The sequence below is a fragment of the Pararhizobium sp. O133 genome, assembly GCF_051669845.1.
In the GTDB taxonomy this organism is placed as follows: domain Bacteria; phylum Pseudomonadota; class Alphaproteobacteria; order Rhizobiales; family Rhizobiaceae; genus Pararhizobium.
Genome location: NZ_CP196426.1, coordinates 4,388,128 through 4,401,824, shown reverse-complemented (window position 1 = coordinate 4,401,824; position 13,697 = coordinate 4,388,128). Strand labels below are relative to the sequence as shown.

Here is a 13,697-nt window from a genome sequence, read left to right as displayed (position 1 = left end):
GGCGCTTTAATTCAACGTCCGGGTCTGGCCGGGCGAATCCAGCGAGAAGGCGGGGATATCGACTGTGAATTCCTCGCCTTCGGTGGTTTCCATGGAGTAATGGCCAAACATCACGCCGGATGGTGTGTCGAGCGGGCAGCCTGAGGAGTATTCGTAGGTATCGCCTGGGCTGAGAACCGGTTGTTCGCCGATGACGCCCGGCCCGTTGACTTCATCCACCTGGCCGTTTTCATCGGTGATGTGCCAGTAGCGTGTCATCAGCCGCACCGTCTTGCCGGACAGATTGGAGATCAGGATACGGTAGCCCCAGACATAGCGGCTGTCATCCGGATCGGACTGTTCCTCCAGATAATACGGCTCGACCGTTACCTCGATATCGCGAGTGAGCGCGCGGTACATATGCAAACCCTTTTCAAGTCTATAGGCGATACTCTACAGCAAGATGGTTTCTTCAAGAATAACGGATAGGGTAAACTGTAAGGATACGAAACAGCATGCTCGACGGCCTTATCAGGAAGCAGTTGGATCCTTGGCTTGACCGTGGCGGGCGTGCTCTGGCGGCCCGTGGCATCGGTGCCAATGCCGTCACTGTCGCCGGTTTCCTGCTTGGGCTCGCGGCAGCCTTCGCCATCATAGTCGACAAATTGATGCCGGCTTTTATTCTAATCGCCGCCAGCCGGATCTGCGACGGTTTGGATGGGGCGGTTGCGCGCGCCACGGCAAAGACCGATTTCGGCGGCTTCCTCGATATCGTCCTCGACTTCGCCTTCTACGGCCTCATCCCCTTTGCCTTCATCCTTTCAGATCCGTACGAGAACGGCGTTGCCGGCGGCTTGCTGCTTCTCGCCTTCTACATCAACGGCGCGAGCTTCCTCGCCTTTGCCGTCATGGCCGAGAGGCGCGGGCTGACGACGGATGTGCGCGGCGCGAAATCACTCTATTTCACCACCGGCCTTGCCGAAGCGACCGAAACGATCGCCGTCTTCCTCGCTTTCTGCCTCTTCCCATACTGGTTTCCCGAGATCGCCGTCCTCTTCGCGCTTGTCTGTTTCTACACGACGCTGTCGCGGCTGATGCTGGCTCGTGCCAGCTTCAGGACATAGAAAACGCCCGCATCCGGCAGGACACGGGCGTCTTGAACGATCTGGGAATGATTAGGCCTGGACGGATTTCAGTGCCCGGGCAAAATCTTCTATCAGGTCTTCGCTGTCCTCGATCCCCGCCGAGAAGCGCACGGTGCCGGGCGAAATGCCCAGTTCGTTGCGTGCCTCTTCGGAAAGGTTCTTGTGCGTCGTCGTCGCCGGATGGGTGATCAGGCTCTTGGAATCACCGAGATTGTTGGAGATCAGGACGGTCTCGAGCGCGTTCTGCAGCTTGAAGGCCGCTTCCTTGCCGCCCTTCAGATCGAAACAGACCAGCGTCGAGCCGCCCTTCATCTGCCGGGCGATGATATCGGCCTGCGGATGGTCCTTGCGGCCGGGATAGACGACCTTGGCGACCTGGTTCTGCTCGGCGAGGAAATCGGCCACGCGCGACGCATTCTCGCTCTGCTGGCGCACCCTGAGCGGCAGCGTCTCGATGCCCTTCAGCAGCGTCCAGGCATTGAACGGCGACAGGGCCGGGCCGGTGTGGCGGAAGTAATCGTGCAGGTGCTCGTTGATCCATTCCTTGTCGGAAAGGATGACGCCGCCAAGGCAGCGACCCTGTCCGTCAATATGCTTGGTCGCGGAATAGACGACGATATGGGCGCCAAGCTCCAGCGGCTTCTGCAACAGCGGCGTTGCAAAGACATTGTCGACGATGACCTTGGCGCCGATCTGGTTGGCGATCTCGGCGACGCCGGCGATATCGACCACTTCCAGCGTCGGGTTGGTCGGGCTTTCGAGGAAGAACACCTTGGTGTTCGGCTTGACCGCCTTTTCCCAGTTCTCCAGGAAACGCCCGTCGATCAGCGTGAATTCGATGCCGTATTTCGGCGCCAGGGTTTCCACCACCCAGCGGCAGGAGCCGAACAAAGCACGGGCCGCGACGATATGATCGCCGGCCTTCAGCTGGCAGAGGATCGCAGCCGAAACCGCGGCCATGCCGGATGCCGTGGCGCGCGCATCCTCGGCGCCTTCCAGCATGCACATGCGCTGTTCGAACATGTCGTTGGTCGGGCTGCCGTAGCGGGCGTAGATGAAGCCGTCGGTCTCGCCCTTGAAGCGCGCTTCGGCGGCTTCCGAGCTGTCGTAGACGAAGCCCTGCGTCATGAAGATGGCTTCGGAGGTTTCACCATGATTGGAACGGGTCGTGCCACCATGAACGAGCTGTGTCGCGGGGCGCCAGGTTTTGCTCATTATCGTCTCTTTCAACACAAAAAAACCGGCCGCGAAAAAGCAAGCCGGTTTCAAACCCGGCCTTTTTAGCTACTTGTTTAACGTGGCTGCAAGCCGACCGGCCAAATCACCACGGGATAAGTCAGTATTTACTGATTAGCCGTGCTTGCGTCAATTCCCGCGAGCGAGAAGATATGTCACAGGGACAATTTGGGTTATGACGTGCCGTTTGCGGCAAAGAGGACGATGAGATGACCAGGGCGACGGGCATTCTAGCCGATCGCGCCATCGCGGCGCTGTTTGACGAAGGACGGCTGAAAAGCGAAGCCAAGCTGGATATCGACCAGATCCAGCCGGCAAGCCTCGACCTACGCCTGGGCTCGAAAGCTTTTCGCGTGCGCGCCAGCTTCATGCCGGGTCCCGGTCATCTGGTCGCCGACAAGCTGGACCGGCTGAAACTGCATGTCATCGACTTGTCGGAAGGGGCGGTGCTGGAGACCGGCTGCGTCTATATCGTGCCGCTGATGGAAAGCCTCGACCTGCCGGCCGGGATGTCGGCCTCCGCCAATCCGAAGAGTTCGACCGGCCGCCTCGATATCTTCACCCGCGTCATCACCGATCGTGCCCAGGAATTCGACAAGATCCCCGCCGGCTATGCCGGCCCGCTTTATCTCGAGATCAGCCCGCGCACCTTCCCGGTCATCGTCCGGCGCGGCTCGCGCCTGTCACAGATCCGCTTCCGCATCGGCCACGCGCTGCTCACAGAGGCCGAAGTCATGGCGCTGCATGAAAGCGATGTTCTGGTCGCCAGCGAAACGCCGAATGTCTCGGGGGCGGGGATTGCCTTGTCGATCGATCTCAAGGGCACCGGCGACGACGGCCTGATCGGCTATCGCGGCAAGCATCACACAGCTGTCGTCGACGTCGACAAGAAGGCCGTGCATGGCATCTACGATTTCTGGGAGCCGCTCTACAGCCGTGGCCGCGACGAGTTGATCCTTGATCCCGATGAATTCTACATCCTCGTCTCGCGCGAAGCCGTGCACGTGCCGCCGCTCTACGCCGCCGAGATGACGCCATTCGATCCGCTGGTCGGCGAGTTCCGCGTCCATTATGCCGGCTTCTTCGATCCCGGCTTCGGCCATGTCTCGGCCGGCGGCAAGGGCAGCCGCGCCGTGCTCGAGGTCCGCAGCCACGAGGTCCCCTTCATCCTCGAACACGGCCAGATTGTCGGCCGGCTGGTCTATGAGCATATGATGGAGCGGCCGCAGGGCCTCTACGGCCTCGGCCTCGGCTCGAACTACCAGGCGCAGGGCCTCAAACTGTCCAAGCATTTCCGCTCGGAATAGCCGGCGCGGCATCCTCTTGGGTTCGGTTTTCTCAACGCAACGCCTTGACAGGTAGCCGCGCTTGGTGAAAACCTCACAGCCGTTGCGGGTATGATGTAGTGGTAGCTTGTCAGCTTCCCAAGCTGATCGTGCGGGTTCGATTCCCGCTACCCGCTCCACCCTCTTTCGGTGCTTGCGCGATTTTCAGCCGTCCGTCGCGGCGGTTTTTATAGGCAGTTTACGCAACGGGAAACGTCGCCTCGCCATGTTCTTGGAAAATTCCGAATACCGGCGCCGGCTGGAAGAAGAGCGTGAGCAACTCAAGAACGTGCTCGCCAACGAGTTCAAGTTCTTCAGCGCCACCAATGATTTTCGCGACGGCATGCTGCCGGGCATTATCTCGCTCATGCGGCGCTACGACAGTATCGAGCGGGTGCTGAAGCGCTATCAGGCCGATGAAGCGCGTCCAGACGTCGAGCCACCCGTGGTGACCGACAAGCCGCCGGTGGAGGGCGATACGCTGCATTTTGTCGGCGACGCGTCTCCTCGCAAATGAGCGAAACGCTTCTAGTGGTCACCCGTGGCGCCGACGGCGACGTGGGGCGTCTTGTTCCAGGAGAACGGGCTGGTCCGCAGTTCCAGCAGCGCCCGCCAGGCAGCCCATGACATGATCAGCCAATAGATGGGCACGAACGCCCAGCGCCAACCGACCGCGCGCTTCTCCCGCTTCGTCATCCGGTTCAGCCCCAGCGCGATGAAGACGGCGTAGCTGCCGAAGATGTTGACGACATCGCAGACGAACAGCCAGAAGGTCAGCCAGTTGTCGACATGGGTTCCGTCCTGAACCATCGCCCAGCCGAGATAGACGAGGAAGCCGAGAATGACCGGGTGGCAGAGCGAGGACAGGAGCATGCCGGCGATCAGCACCTGGAAGACGGAAAAGGCGAGCCAGCCTATTTCCCGGCGCAATTGCGCTGGCCTGCGCATCAGCACCAGCCAGGTCTGCAGCCAGCCTTTGAACCAGCGGGTGCGCTGGCCGAGCCAGATTGGTAGCGTGATTGGCGCTTCCTCGAAAGTCGGCTTGAAGATGACCTGGGATCGATAGCCGAGCCGATGCAGGCGAAGGCCCAGATCGGCATCTTCGGTCATGTTGTAGGGATCCCAGCCGCCGATCTGCTTGAGTTCGGCGGTGCGGAAATGATTGGACGTGCCACCGAGCGGTAGCGGCAGCCGGGTCAGCGACAGCATCGGCAGCAGACCGCGGAACAGGCCGGCATATTCCACCGCAAACAGTGCGCTCAGCCAAGATTGCCGGGCGTTGGTGACGATCAGCGGCGCTTGCAGGCAGATGACGCGTGAAGGGGCGGCGCGGAAGGCGGCATAGGCCTCGCGCAACTGCCCGGGATGCATTCGATCTTCCGCGTCATAGACGGTGACAAAGGCGCCGCGCACACCCGGCAGCGCATAGGTCAGTGCCTTCGGCTTGGTGCGCGGCAGGTGCACCGGCACCCGGACGATCTCGTATTCCGGCGCAAGCCGCATGGCCTCCAGCGCCGCGATAGTCTCCAGGTCATCCTCCTCGCAAACCAGCTTGATATCCAGCCGCGAGCGCGGCCAGTCGATCCGGTTGAGGGCATCGACAAGTTGCTCCGCGACGCTCTTCTCCTTGTAGAGCGCGACCAGCACAGAATAGACCGGTAAGGGCGCCTCCGGTAGTTCCTGTGGGAGGCGCGCCGGTGCTCGTTCCTGCCTGAAGGCGCAACCAAGTGCATAGAACCGGACGAGGAAATTGGCGAGATAGAACAGCGACAGCACGACATGCAGCATCATCAGGCCAAGCATCGGCAGCGTCACGGCCATGACCAGCAGACTGCTCAGCAGGATGCCGGCGTAAAAACCCTGTTTGCCCCAGAAGGTGATGCGGGCGCTGTGAAGCGGTCCGGTCTCGAACAAGGACCGGGTCGTGGTCGAGACCCGGCGGAGCCGCCCTGCCTGCCAGACGGCGGCGCGTACCGCCGATGGTGACGAAGCGGCGAGCGACTGTCTAAGCAGCGGTGTCCGTTCCAGAAGCGCTGCAACGTCCTTGAGGCGGGTCAACGAGGGAACGATGATGGTGACCGGCGGCCTGGAGGGATGGTGCATACGCAGGGTTTCAGGCCGAAGCAACTGGATGTCCAAGCCGGCAATATCCTGTACCCGAACTGGATCAATCTCCGGCAGGAAATCGAGACCGAGCATCTCGGCGAGCGCTTCGAAATAGATGGTCTCTTCGATCTCGCTGGAGGCCAGAAGCTCCGCCTCGACGGTGGTGCCGTGGCTTTGCGCCGCGAGCATGGCTCGGGCGATCAGCGGTTTGCCGATGCCCATCCGCAGAAGCAGGCGGCCTTCTTCCTTCAACGCTGGCGCGAACAGGGCCGGTGCGGCAGCGGGTGTCGAGGACGCGGCCGATGGTTCGTTTACGGTAGCCATTCCGGAATTGTCCGGATATTCTCCGAGACGCATGAAATCCCCGTTGCTGCTTGCGCAGCAATATCCCCTTGTCTGACCCCGGGAACAATCATAATGACACGCGTTTTCCGTGCATCCCTAAAATTTTATGGGATTTTCGCGCTTTGCGTGCTTCTGGTTGCGCCTTTTTCGGCCATATCGCACGCTCAGGACGATGTTCATGACATGCCGCTGCTGTTCGATGCCCGCGAGCGGATCGCCAAGCCGGACCTGAGCGGTCTGGCGCGGTTGCGCTTCCTGACCACGGTCGACTTCCCACCATTCAATTTCATCGATCAATCAGGCCGGCTCTCTGGCTTTCATGTCGATCTCGTTCGCGAGATTTGCCGGGAACTCGACATCGAAGCCAAATGCCAGATCCAGGCGGTAACCTTCGCCGAATTGCAACCGGCGCTGGAAGGCGGACAGGGCGAAGCCGTCGTCGCCGGTATCGGCATCAGCCCGGAATTGCGCCAGCGCTTCGCTTTCTCGCGTGTCTTCATGAAGCTGCCGGCCCGCTTCTCCGCCAACCGGCGGGTAATGGGCAATGCGCTGTCCGTCGCTGAAATCGGCAGCAGACCGGTCGGCGTTGTTGCCGGCACCACGCATGAGGCGATGCTAAAAGCCTTCTTTCCGAAGCTGACCGCGACCTCCTTTCCGGCACGCGAGGCGATGCTTGCCGCACTGAAAGAGGGCAAGATCGCCGCGGCTTTTTCCGACGGCATGCAATTGTCGTTCTGGACTGCCGGCAGCGAGGCGGCCAATTGCTGCACTCTTCTCGATGGCGCCTATTTCTCGCCGCGCTTTCTCGGAGAAGGCCTGGCCATCATGAACCGCAAGGGCGATCCGGCGCTGACGCAGGCGATCGATCATGCGCTGCTCGAGCTTTCGCGAAAGGGCAGGCTCAACGAGATCTACCTGCGCTATTTCCCCGCCGGTATCTATTAACTTCCTATTTGCGAAAGCGGGCCATGGCACCGCGCTCGATCGCCGCGCAGGTGAGCTTGTCGAGGCCCAGCCGGTCGCGCAGCAACTGCAGCAGACGGATTTCCTCCTGGCGAATGGAATGATCGGCGGCGGCAATCTCGACCGCCAGCGCATAGGCCGTGTCGTAGAGGCGTGACGGCAAGGCCTCGCGCACGACCTCGAGCGTGATATCCAGACCCTCGGGGCCAGCGAGAAGGGCTGCGCATTCACGGGCGGTGTGCGTCAGATGTTCATCGTCGAAACCTTCGAAAACCGGCAGGAAACCGGTCAGCCGGCCGATGCGCTCCAACTCGTCATCGGTCATCATGGTATCGACCGCCGACATCATCACCATGACATAGATGAGGGCTTCGTGATGGCTGAGGGTCGTGGGCATAGAGGGTCCGTGCTGTTTGATGGGCTTCACAGGTATGGGTGGCGGGCGCGGCTTACAAGCCCTGTTTTCCCTCATCCATCTCCAACGGCGGTTCGTTGGCCATGTCCATCCCGTCGAGTACCTCGGGCGTAGCGCCGAAATCCCTGGGATCGTCGCCGAAGAAACCGAGACGGGATTTACGGGCCGCATCCACCTTGCTCGTCAGCGGAGAACCTGCCTGCGCTTCCGCCCAGCCGTTTTCGGCCAGCCATGCGGCCGGATCGAGATCGCTGACAGTGCAGGCGGCCGTTACCGTGCCCTGCCAGCCGTTCTTCGGAACGGTGCAGCGAAGGGCACGGGCGCGGAGGAAATTGCGGAAGGCAGTGCGTGCGACCGTGCCGCAGGGCCAGGTCGTGGCGCCATCACCACAGGTCCGCTCCGCGTCTTGCGGCGCCAGTCCCTCCAGTTGCAACTGCCTGTCACCAAAGCGGATCAGACCGGCCGACAGGGCAACGGGGTGACGCAGAACGACAGGCACGGGCTGAGGCTTGGCGACCGGATCCGATAGCGGTTGGCGGGGTTCGATCCGTTCCAGTGGCTGTACCTTCACCTCCTCGGGAAGGCCGAATTGCTCCGGGCCGATATCGCGCACCACCCTGTTCTGCGGCGCCACCATGCCGCTTTCGCCGGATGGAAGTGAGATGGAGCCGGAAAGCGCGGGATCGGATTTGGTCGGGTCCGAGAGGAGTTCGCCGCCCTCGACCTTGTCTCCACCAATCTGGCCTCCATCGATCGGCGCAACATCAGCGGGCGCACCGTCACCCGGCCCGGTATCGGTCTGCCCGCCGTCTGCTCCGGGCAGCGGCACATCCGTGCCCATGGCGTCTCCCCCGAGGTCCGGCACATCGTTCAAATCCGGCGTCTCAAGCGTGAAATCCGGTGTCGCTGCCGTCTGCCGTCCCTGGATGGTCGAGGCGCCGCTCATGAGAATGAAGATCGTCAGCGCAATACAGAGAAGGCCGCCGCCAGCGGTGAGCAGATGCTTCTTCATCAGGAAAACTGTCCTATTGGCTGGCCCAGATGATGCGGGCGATCCATTCGACATCGCTCAGTTCGAAACTTCGGTTCGGATGATCGGGATTGAGCGAGAGCAGTTCGATACTGCGCGCGGTCTGGCGGACCAGTATCTTGGCCATGACCTCGCCCTCGGTCGTCTTGACCACGACGCGGTCGCCGCGCCGGATCTGGGCGCCGGGCTCGACGATCAGCACGTCGCCGTCGCGGTAGAGCGGCAGCATGCTGTCGCCCTGGATTTCGAGTGCATAAACGCCGGCCTTGGCGCCGGGTGCGGCCGGAAACTCGACCACGTCCCAGCCCTGGCCGGCCGGAAAACCACCATCATCGAAGAAGCCACCGGCACCGGCTTGGGCAAAGCCGAGCAGCGGGATCGAGCCGGACTGCGGCGGAAACGCGCCGTCCGGCAGGGCGCCCGCGGCCGGGCCAGGGCGCAGAAAGTCCATGAACTGGGTGATGGTCGAACCGGTGGCGTCGAGAACCTTGGCGATCGATTCCGTCGACGGCCAGCGTTCACGTCCGTCGGCGGAATGGCGCTTGGACTTGTTGAACGAGGTCGGATCAAGCCCGGCCCGGCGGGCAAGGCCCGATGGGGATAGCTGATGACGTTCGGCGAGCGCGTCGATCGCGCTCCAGATACGGTCATGGGAAAACATCGTTGCGCATCCTGCAGGCGGTGAAGCGTGACGCTTTCGGTTGGCTGGTCCGGCTTCTGTCTTGGCTGAAGATTAGCGAAAATAGGGGCTGGAGTAAAGCGAGAGAGGAAAATAATCCTGCACACCTTCCTGCTTGAAAGGCGTCGCGCCAATTGAAATGTCCGCTCCGCCGCCTATACTTGATTGGCATCCGTTCCGCTGCTCGCGAGGCGCCTGCTTGTCTTCCATCATCAAATCCGAACGCCTGCTCGGCGTTGCCATTGTCATCGCCGGTTTCGGCCTGTTGTTCGAGCATGCGTTGCTGGAGATGGGGCAGGCGGCGGCGCTGATCGGTGCCGCAGGTCTCGTGCTTGCCATCGTGCTTGCGTCGATGCGCGTCGCCCATCATGCCGAGGTGCTGGCCGCGAAGGTCGGCGATCCCTATGGCACCATGATCCTGACGCTGTCGGCCGTTCTCGTCGAGGTGATCATCCTGGCGATCATGATGAGCGCCGAGGAGATGTCGCCGACACTGGTGCGCGATACGATCTATTCGGCCGTCATGCTTGATATCAACGGCATTCTCGGGCTGGCGGCGCTGCTCGGCGGCCTCAAGCATGGCGAGCAATCCTATAACGACGATTCCAGCCGCACCTACAGCGTCATGATCCTGACGGCGATGGGCATTTCGATGATCGTGCCGGAATTCGTGCCGGCGGCGAAATGGCATGTCTATTCGGCCTTCACCATCGTCGCGATGGTGACCCTCTATGCGGTCTTCCTGAAGATGCAGGTCGGCGTGCACAGCTATTTCTTCAGCTACAGCTATCCGAAGCGCGAAGGCACGGTAAAGCGGGCGCCGCAGGAAGAACCGGTTGCCGTCTCCATCGGTATCCTCGTTGTCGGCGTCGTCGTCATCGGCGTGTTGGCCGAGGTCATGTCCGGCCTGCTCACCTTCGGTCTGAAGGGCAGCGGCGCGCCGCCGGTCATGGCCGCTCTTGTCGTCGCCGCCATCTCGGCCTCGCCGGAAATCATGACGGCGATGCGGGCAGCCCTTGCCAACCGCATGCAGGCCGTCGTCAATATCGCGCTTGGGGCCTCGCTCTCGACGGTCATCCTCACCGTGCCGGTGGTGGAGGCGATCGCGCTCTATACCGGCCAGCCGTTCATCATGGCCATGTCGCCGGTGCAGACGGTGATGGTGACCATCACGCTGATTGCCGCCGCCATCAACCTCAACGATGGTGAGACCAATGCGATCGAGGGCATGACCCATTTCGTGCTGTTCGCCACCTTCATCATGCTTTCTGTGCTCGGAATCTAGCATCGGGCTCCGCAAGTCCGAGGGCGTAGGGTGAGGCGCCACTGCCGGCACCCCCATTTTTCGCCACAGGTCGGTGGATTGCCCCGTCTTTCCCGCCACCGCGCGCCGCGCTATCACGGGCCATGCCGACGATGCGTCGCGCATCGGGAGATTTTCGTGACTACCTCCGTTCTTTCCGGCGTCCTGCTGACGATCTTTTCCTATTTCCTGTTCTCGTTGCAGGATGCGGCGGTCAAGTGGCTGGTCGTGGCGCTGCCGGTCTGGCAGATTCTGTTCGTGCGCAGCGTGACGATCTTCTCGATCTGTTTCATGATCGGCGGCAAGTCATTGGTTGGCCGGGCCTGGCGCTCGCCGGTACTCAAGCCCATGTTCGTGCGCAATATCCTGCTGCTTGCCGCCTGGTTGTCCTATTACACCGCCGCGCGTGACCTCGGGCTCGCGGAACTGACGACGCTCTACTATGCCTCGCCGATCCTCATCACCATCCTTGCCGTGCCGATCCTCAAGGAGCATGTACCGCCATTGCGCTGGATCGCCGTGCTCGTCGGTTTCGTTGGCGTTATGATCGCCACCGATCCGTTCGGTACCGGCATGAAACTCAGCCTGCCGGTCTGGCTGGCACTGCAGGCCGCCGTGTTCTGGGCGATCTCGACCGTGCTTCTGCGCAAGACGGCGCTGCAGGAGGTGACGCTGGTGCAGATGACGATCTCCAGCGGCTTTTTCATCCTGTTCACCGGCATTGCCGTTGCCGTCGATTATGTCCCGCCGAGCCTGACCGACGTGGCGCTGATGGCCGGCACGGGACTGGTTGCGGGCGTCGGCCAATATGCGCTGTTCGAAGGCATGCGACGGGCGCCGGTGTCGGTTTTGGCGCCGTTCGAATATTCGTCGCTGATCTGGGCCTTCGGTCTCGGATTCCTGATCTGGGGCGATATCCCGGCATCGCAGGTCTTCGTCGGCGCCGGCCTGATCTTTGCCGCCGGCATGATCATCATTCTGGGCGAACGCTTCGGCCGGCGGCCGCGGGCCGGTTAAGCTTTCCGCTGGATGAAGCGGCGGAAGGCTTCGAGCGTTTCGCCGCTGACATGGTGTTCGATGCCCTCGGCATCGATGCGCGCCGTTTCCGGGCTGACTCCGAGGCAGCGCAGGAAGGCTTCCACCGTCTGGTGCCTGGCGCGGCTTTCCTGTGCCATCTTCTGGCCGGCTTCGGTCAGGAACACGCCGCGATAGGGTTTGCGCGAGACGAGGCCTTCGGCCGCCAGCCGGGCCAGCATCTTGGCGACCGTCGGCTGGGCGACGCCAAGGCGGGCGGCGATATCAACCTGCCGCGCCTCGTTGCCATCCTCGATCAGGTCGGCGATCAGTTCGACATAATCCTCCACCAGCGCCCCGCGACGGGCTTCGCGGGTCTGCCGGAAGCCCTCGGAGTGAATGTCCGCGTCGGGAAGCGGATCCGTGCGGGGAACGGGGCGGCGCGGCAAGTGGCGTGGTCCTCTCAGGTCTCGGTGCGATGCATCGTGCGATTTCATAGCACGGGCTCGGATTTTTCATAACGGTTTATCCCGCCGTCCACTGCGTAGCCATCACCAGAAAAAGCCCCGTCGATACAATATAGCCTATTGCATAATGTTGAGCCTTGGCATAGCTTTTGGGAAAATCGCCCCATTCCGTCCGGAGACCATGCATGTCCGAAACGCAAGCCGCCCTTCCGCCGCAACAGAGCTGGACCTTCTCCAGCCCGAAGGAGGACGCCCGCCCAAGCCTTCCCGAAGTCAATGCCAGTATTGCCGTGCCCTCCGGCGGGATCTGGTTTCGCCGCTTGCTGGCGTTCATGGGGCCGGGTTACATGGTTTCGGTCGGCTATATGGACCCCGGCAACTGGGCGACCGACATCGCCGGCGGATCGCAGTTCGGCTATACGCTGCTGACGGTCATCCTCTTGTCGAACCTGATGGCGATCCTCCTGCAGGCGCTTGCCGCCCGGCTCGGCATCGCCACCGGCCGCGATCTGGCGCAGGCGTGCCGCGACACCTATTCCCGGCCGGTCAACTTCCTGCTCTGGCTGGCCTGCGAGGCGGCGATCATTGCCTGCGACCTCGCCGAAGTGATCGGCACGGCGATCGCGCTGCAGCTCCTGTTCGGCATTCCGCTGATCGGCGGCGCGCTGATCACGGCGGCCGATGCCTTCCTGCTGCTGCTCCTGATGAACAAGGGCTTCCGTTATCTCGAGGCCTTCGTCATCGCGCTGTTGATCGTCATCGCCGGCTGCTTCGTCATCCAGATCGCTGCCGCCGCACCTCCGGTCGCCGCTGTCCTCTCGGGCTTCCTGCCGTCGTCCGAGATCATCACCAACCCGGCAATGCTCTACATCGCCATCGGCATTATCGGCGCCACCGTCATGCCGCATAACCTCTATCTGCATTCCTCGATCGTCCAGACCCGCAACTACAAGCGCACCGACGAGGGCAAGCGCGATGCGATCAAGTGGGCGACGACGGACAGCACGATCGCGCTGATGCTGGCTCTGTTCATCAACGCCTCCATCCTGATCATCGCGGCTTCCGTCTTCCACGCCAATGGTCGCACCGATGTTGCCGAGATCGGGCAGGCCTACGAACTGCTGTCGCCGCTGCTTGGCCTTGGAATCGCCTCCACCCTGTTTGCCGTGGCGCTGCTGGCGTCCGGCCTCAACTCGACGGTGACGGCGACGCTGGCCGGCCAGATCGTCATGGAAGGCTTTCTCCGGCTGCGCATCCCACAATGGGCCCGCCGCCTGATCACCCGCGGCATCGCCATCATCCCCGTCGTCATCGTCACCTGGATTTATGGCGAGAGGGGTACGGCGGAATTGCTGGTGTTCAGCCAGGTCATCCTGTCGATGCAACTGCCCTTCGCGGTCATTCCGCTGGTACGCTTCGTCTCGGATAAAAAGAAGATGGGCAATTTCGTCATCCCAAAATATGTCGCCGCCATCGCCTGGCTCGTCGCCTCGATCATCGTCGTGCTCAATCTGAAGCTCTTGTACGACACCTTCATCGGTTAGGCGGTCAACGAGGCATAAAAGCGAAAAGGCGGCGGGTTTGCCGCCTTTTCTTTTGGGATTATCGCCTCGATTCCGCTGGCGGGGATGAATGCCGCACTGGTCTTTTACGGTCGTTCCCGGGCTTTCGCGCGCCGCTTTACCGTGAA

Annotated in this window: 14 protein-coding genes, 1 tRNA gene and 1 riboswitch; of the genes, 8 read left to right on the top strand and 7 right to left on the bottom strand. The window is 61.9% G+C overall.

The genetic code is table 11. The annotated features are described in order from the left end of the window. Nucleotides 1-6: 6 nt before the first annotated feature. A complete protein-coding gene (gene apaG / locus ACST81_RS21370; protein WP_438750431.1) occupies nt 7-399 on the bottom strand; it encodes a Co2+/Mg2+ efflux protein ApaG in 393 nt (130 codons plus the stop codon). Nucleotides 400-494: 95 nt separating this feature from the next. Between apaG and ACST81_RS21365 the strand changes: the two genes are divergently transcribed. Then, complete coding sequence (locus ACST81_RS21365; protein ID WP_438750430.1) at nt 495-1,103, top strand: CDP-alcohol phosphatidyltransferase family protein; 609 nt, start codon at nt 495-497, stop codon at nt 1,101-1,103. 51 nt (nt 1,104-1,154) lie between these two features. On the opposite strand, the gene ACST81_RS21360 is transcribed toward ACST81_RS21365, so the two are convergent. Further along, nucleotides 1,155-2,339, bottom strand: a complete 1,185-nt coding sequence (locus tag ACST81_RS21360; protein ID WP_438750429.1) for an O-succinylhomoserine sulfhydrylase — start codon at nt 2,337-2,339, stop codon at nt 1,155-1,157. A gap of 44 nt (nt 2,340-2,383) precedes the next feature. Beyond that, nucleotides 2,384-2,462, bottom strand: a riboswitch (SAM riboswitch). A gap of 107 nt (nt 2,463-2,569) precedes the next feature. On the opposite strand from ACST81_RS21360, the gene ACST81_RS21355 reads away from it, so the two are divergent. From ACST81_RS21355 to ACST81_RS21345, 3 genes are all read left to right on the top strand, one after another. Beyond that, on the top strand, nt 2,570-3,667 hold the full coding sequence (locus tag ACST81_RS21355) for a 2'-deoxycytidine 5'-triphosphate deaminase (protein WP_438750428.1): 1,098 nt from the start codon (nt 2,570-2,572) through the stop codon (nt 3,665-3,667). Between the two features lie 84 nt (nt 3,668-3,751). Further along, nucleotides 3,752-3,825 (top strand) — tRNA-Gly (locus ACST81_RS21350). Between the two features lie 14 nt (nt 3,826-3,839). Beyond that, nucleotides 3,840-4,202: a hypothetical protein gene (locus ACST81_RS21345; protein ID WP_438750427.1), complete on the top strand. Its 363-nt coding sequence runs from the start codon at nt 3,840-3,842 to the stop codon at nt 4,200-4,202. Nucleotides 4,203-4,213: 11 nt separating this feature from the next. Here the strand turns inward: ACST81_RS21345 and ACST81_RS21340 are convergent, their stop codons facing one another. Next, nucleotides 4,214-6,115 (bottom strand): glycosyltransferase family 2 protein, encoded by a 1,902-nt coding sequence (locus ACST81_RS21340; protein WP_438750426.1) that lies wholly within the window; start codon nt 6,113-6,115, stop codon nt 4,214-4,216. Nucleotides 6,116-6,208: 93 nt separating this feature from the next. Here ACST81_RS21340 and ACST81_RS21335 point away from each other — a divergent pair, with 93 nt between their 5' ends. Next, on the top strand, nt 6,209-7,081 hold the full coding sequence (locus ACST81_RS21335) for a transporter substrate-binding domain-containing protein (protein WP_438750424.1): 873 nt from the start codon (nt 6,209-6,211) through the stop codon (nt 7,079-7,081). A gap of 4 nt (nt 7,082-7,085) precedes the next feature. Here the strand turns inward: ACST81_RS21335 and ACST81_RS21330 are convergent, their stop codons facing one another. The 3 genes from ACST81_RS21330 to ACST81_RS21320 are packed head-to-tail and all read right to left on the bottom strand — an operon-like array spanning nt 7,086 to nt 9,205. Further along, a complete protein-coding gene (locus tag ACST81_RS21330) occupies nt 7,086-7,496 on the bottom strand; it encodes a tellurite resistance TerB family protein (RefSeq protein WP_438750422.1) in 411 nt (136 codons plus the stop codon). A gap of 52 nt (nt 7,497-7,548) precedes the next feature. Further along, nucleotides 7,549-8,526, bottom strand: a complete 978-nt coding sequence (locus ACST81_RS21325) for a thermonuclease family protein (RefSeq protein ID WP_438750421.1) — start codon at nt 8,524-8,526, stop codon at nt 7,549-7,551. A gap of 13 nt (nt 8,527-8,539) precedes the next feature. Next, complete coding sequence (locus ACST81_RS21320; RefSeq protein ID WP_438750420.1) at nt 8,540-9,205, bottom strand: S24 family peptidase; 666 nt, start codon at nt 9,203-9,205, stop codon at nt 8,540-8,542. 217 nt (nt 9,206-9,422) lie between these two features. On the opposite strand from ACST81_RS21320, the gene ACST81_RS21315 reads away from it, so the two are divergent. Together ACST81_RS21315 and ACST81_RS21310 are read left to right on the top strand one after the other, a co-directional pair. Further along, nucleotides 9,423-10,508 carry a calcium:proton antiporter gene (locus tag ACST81_RS21315; protein ID WP_438750419.1) on the top strand — a complete coding sequence of 362 codons (1,086 nt, stop codon included), beginning with the start codon at nt 9,423-9,425 and terminating at the stop codon, nt 10,506-10,508. Nucleotides 10,509-10,664: 156 nt separating this feature from the next. Then, nucleotides 10,665-11,543, top strand: coding sequence for a DMT family transporter (locus ACST81_RS21310; protein WP_438750417.1), 879 nt, complete (start codon nt 10,665-10,667; stop codon nt 11,541-11,543). Here ACST81_RS21310 and mntR read toward each other — a convergent pair. Further along, on the bottom strand, nt 11,540-12,037 hold the full coding sequence (gene mntR, locus ACST81_RS21305) for a manganese-binding transcriptional regulator MntR (protein WP_438750416.1): 498 nt from the start codon (nt 12,035-12,037) through the stop codon (nt 11,540-11,542). The two genes, ACST81_RS21310 and mntR, sit on opposite strands and share 4 nt — an antisense overlap. Before the next feature lie 155 nt (nt 12,038-12,192). Between mntR and ACST81_RS21300 the strand changes: the two genes are divergently transcribed. Next, nucleotides 12,193-13,551 carry an Nramp family divalent metal transporter gene (locus ACST81_RS21300; protein WP_438750415.1) on the top strand — a complete coding sequence of 453 codons (1,359 nt, stop codon included), beginning with the start codon at nt 12,193-12,195 and terminating at the stop codon, nt 13,549-13,551. The last annotated feature ends 146 nt before the right edge of the window (nt 13,552-13,697 follow it).